The organism is Streptomyces sp. NPDC006798, from assembly GCF_040635975.1.
Taxonomy (GTDB): domain Bacteria; phylum Actinomycetota; class Actinomycetes; order Streptomycetales; family Streptomycetaceae; genus Streptomyces.
The window spans coordinates 1-2,966 of the sequence record NZ_JBEYIS010000116.1 but is presented as its reverse complement, the minus strand read 5'-3'; the positions used below and the strand labels follow the sequence as shown (position 1 = coordinate 2,966).

Below are 2,966 nucleotides of genomic sequence, written 5' to 3'. Positions count from 1 at the left end.
GGCCTCCGCATCGAACCCGCCGAAATCGAAACCACCCTCACCACCCACCCCCACCTCACCCACACCACCATCCAACTCCGCGAAGACACCCCGGGCGTCCAGCACCTGGTGGCCTATGTCGTCCCGGCGGACGGCGCGACCCCGCCCGACGACGCCGAACTGCGGGCCTGGGCGGCGGCCCGGCTGCCGGAGTACATGGTCCCCTCCGCCTTCGTCACCCTCACCGAACTACCCCTGACCCCCAACGGCAAGCTCGACCGACGCGCCCTGCCCGCGCCGAGGTTCACGGACCGGGAGACGGGCCGCGCGCCGCGCGACGCCCGTGAGGAGATCGCCGTCGGCGTGTTCGCGGACGCGCTGGGTCTGCGGTCGGTCGGCGCGGACGACGACTTCTTCGTCCTGGGCGGCCACTCGCTGCTGGCGGCCCGGGTCGCGGGCCGGCTGCGGGAGGCCCTGGGCGGCGACTGCGCCGTACGGGACGTGTTCGAGCTGCGGACCCCGGCCCGGCTGGCCGAGGGGCTCGCCCCGCGGTCCGCCCCGGAGGGCGGGCCGACGGCACCGGCGCTCACCGCGTTCCCCGCCCGGCGGGCCGCGCGTCCGCCGCTGTCGTACGCTCAGCACCGGCTCTGGCTGCTGGACGCGGTCCGCGGTACGGGCACGGTGTACAACGTGCCGCTCGCGGTCCGGCTGCGGGGCCCGGTCGATGCCGAGGCGCTGCGCGCGGCGGTCGGCGATGTGGTGGCCCGGCACGAGGTGCTGCGTACGGTGATCGCCGAGTACGAGGGCGAGCCGTATCAGCGGATTCTGCCCGCCGACGGGGCCGGGGTCCCGTTCGAGGTGCGCGAGGTCGCGGCCGGACGGCTGCGGGCCGAGGCGGAGTCCGCCGGTGGCCACGCCTTCGATCTGGCCCGGGAGATCCCGGTCCGGGTGACCCTGCTGCGGTCGGCCCCGGACGACGCGGTACTGCTGGTGCTGATCCATCACATCGCCACCGACGAGGCGTCCGCCGCCCCGCTGCTGGCGGATCTGTCCCGGGCCTACGCGGCGCGTACGGCGGGTGGGGCGCCGGAGTTCGGTCCGCTGCCGGTGCAGTACGCCGACTACGCGCTCTGGCAGCGGGAAACCCTGGGCGAGCCGGATGACCCGGATTCGCGGGCCGCCGCCGAGACCGCGTACTGGCGCGACGCACTCGCCGGGCTCCCGGCCGAGATCGCCCTGCCCGCCGACCGGCCCCGCCCGGCGGAGCCCACCTTCCGGGGCGGTGTGGTGCCGTTCACGGTTCCGGCGGAGACGGCGGACGGGCTGCTGCGGCTGGCCCGGGGCTCGGGGGCGACCCCGTTCATGGTGGCCCACGCGGCGGTGGCGGCGCTGCTGCACCGGCTGGGCGCGGGCGACGACGTCCCGCTGGGCAGCCCGGTGTCGGGCCGCCCGGGGCCCGAGGTCGACGAGTTGGTCGGGTTCTTCCTCAATACCCTGGTCCTGCGGGCCGATCTGTCGGGGAACCCCTCGTTCGCGGAGCTGGTGGAGCGCGTACGGGATACGGCGCTGGCCGGGTTCGCCCATGCCGAACTGCCGCTGGAGGCGGTCGTGGCGGCGGTGGACCACGAGCGGTCCCGCTCCCGGAACCCGCTCTTCCAGACGATGGTCACCTATCACTCGGCGGAGGAGTCCGCCGGGGAGCTGTTCGGGGTCGCCGCCGAGGAGTTCTGGGTGGAGACCGGGGGCGCCAAGCTCGATCTGGAGCTGGCCTTCGGCACCCTGCTGCCCGGTACGGAGGTCGAGGGCGGCATCCGTTACGCGGCGGATCGCTTCGACGCACCGACGGTGGCGGTGCTGGCCGAGCGGCTGATCCGGCTGCTGACGGCCGTGGCCGCCGATCCGAACGTACGGCTCTCGCAGATCACCCTCCTCGACGACGCCGAACGGGACCGGATCCTGCACGGCTTCAACGACACCACCGTGGCTTTGGACGGGCCGACAACACTCGCCGACCTCGTCACCGCCGGGGCTGAGGGCGCCCAGGGCCCGGCCCTCGTCTTCGAAGGCACCGAGACCTCCCGGACCGACTTCGAATCCGCCGTCAACCGGCTCACCCGACTACTCATCGGCCGGGGCGCGGGACCGGAGACCGTCGTCGCCGTCGCCCTCCCCCGCTCCCCCGAACTCCTCATCGCCCTCCACGCCGTCGTCCGCGCCGGAGCCGCCTACCTCCCGCTCGATCTCACCCTGCCCGCCGAGCGGCTCGGCTATCTGCTGGAGGCGGGCGGTCCGGCCCTGGTACTGACCGATGCCGTCGGCGCGGCGGAGCTGCCCGAAGTGTCCGGGGTACCGAGGATCGTGCTCGGTTCGGACCGGACGGCGGCCGAGACTGCCGTACTGCCGGACGGGCCGGTGACGGACGCGGACCGGACCGCTCCCCTGCTGCCGCGCCACCCCGCGTATCTGATCTTCACCAGTGGCTCCACCGGGCGCCCCAAGGGCGTCCTGGTCGAACACCGGGCGATCGTCAACCGCCTCCAGTGGATGCAGCACGCCTACGACCTCACGGCCACCGACCGGGTCCTCCAGAAGACCCCCACCAGCTTCGACGTCTCCGTCTGGGAACTCTTCTGGCCCCTCACCCAGGGCATACCCCTCGTCATCGCCCGCCCCGAAGGACACAAGGAGCCCGATTACCTCAATGCCCTCATCAGGGACGAGGCCGTGTCGGTCTGCCATTTCGTGCCCTCGATGCTGGGCGCCTATCTGACCGACCACACCGTCGACAGCACCCCGTCGCTCCGGCTGGTGGTGTGCAGCGGTGAGGCCCTGACCACCGATCTGGTGGACCGCTTCCACGACCACAACGGGCACAGCGCCGTACTGGCGAATCTCTACGGTCCCACCGAGGCGGCCGTCGACGTCACCGCCGCACCCGCGACGGCCGGACTGCTCTCGCCTACGGCGCCCATCGGAACCCCCGTCTG

At 73.4% G+C, this 2,966-nt stretch carries 1 protein-coding gene; it reads left to right on the top strand.

Annotation, left to right across the window (positions count from 1 at the left end; translation table 11 throughout):
• Positions 1-2,966 (top strand): condensation domain-containing protein (locus tag ABZ714_RS34785; RefSeq protein WP_358829374.1); only part of this gene is annotated, 2,966 nt, incomplete at both ends.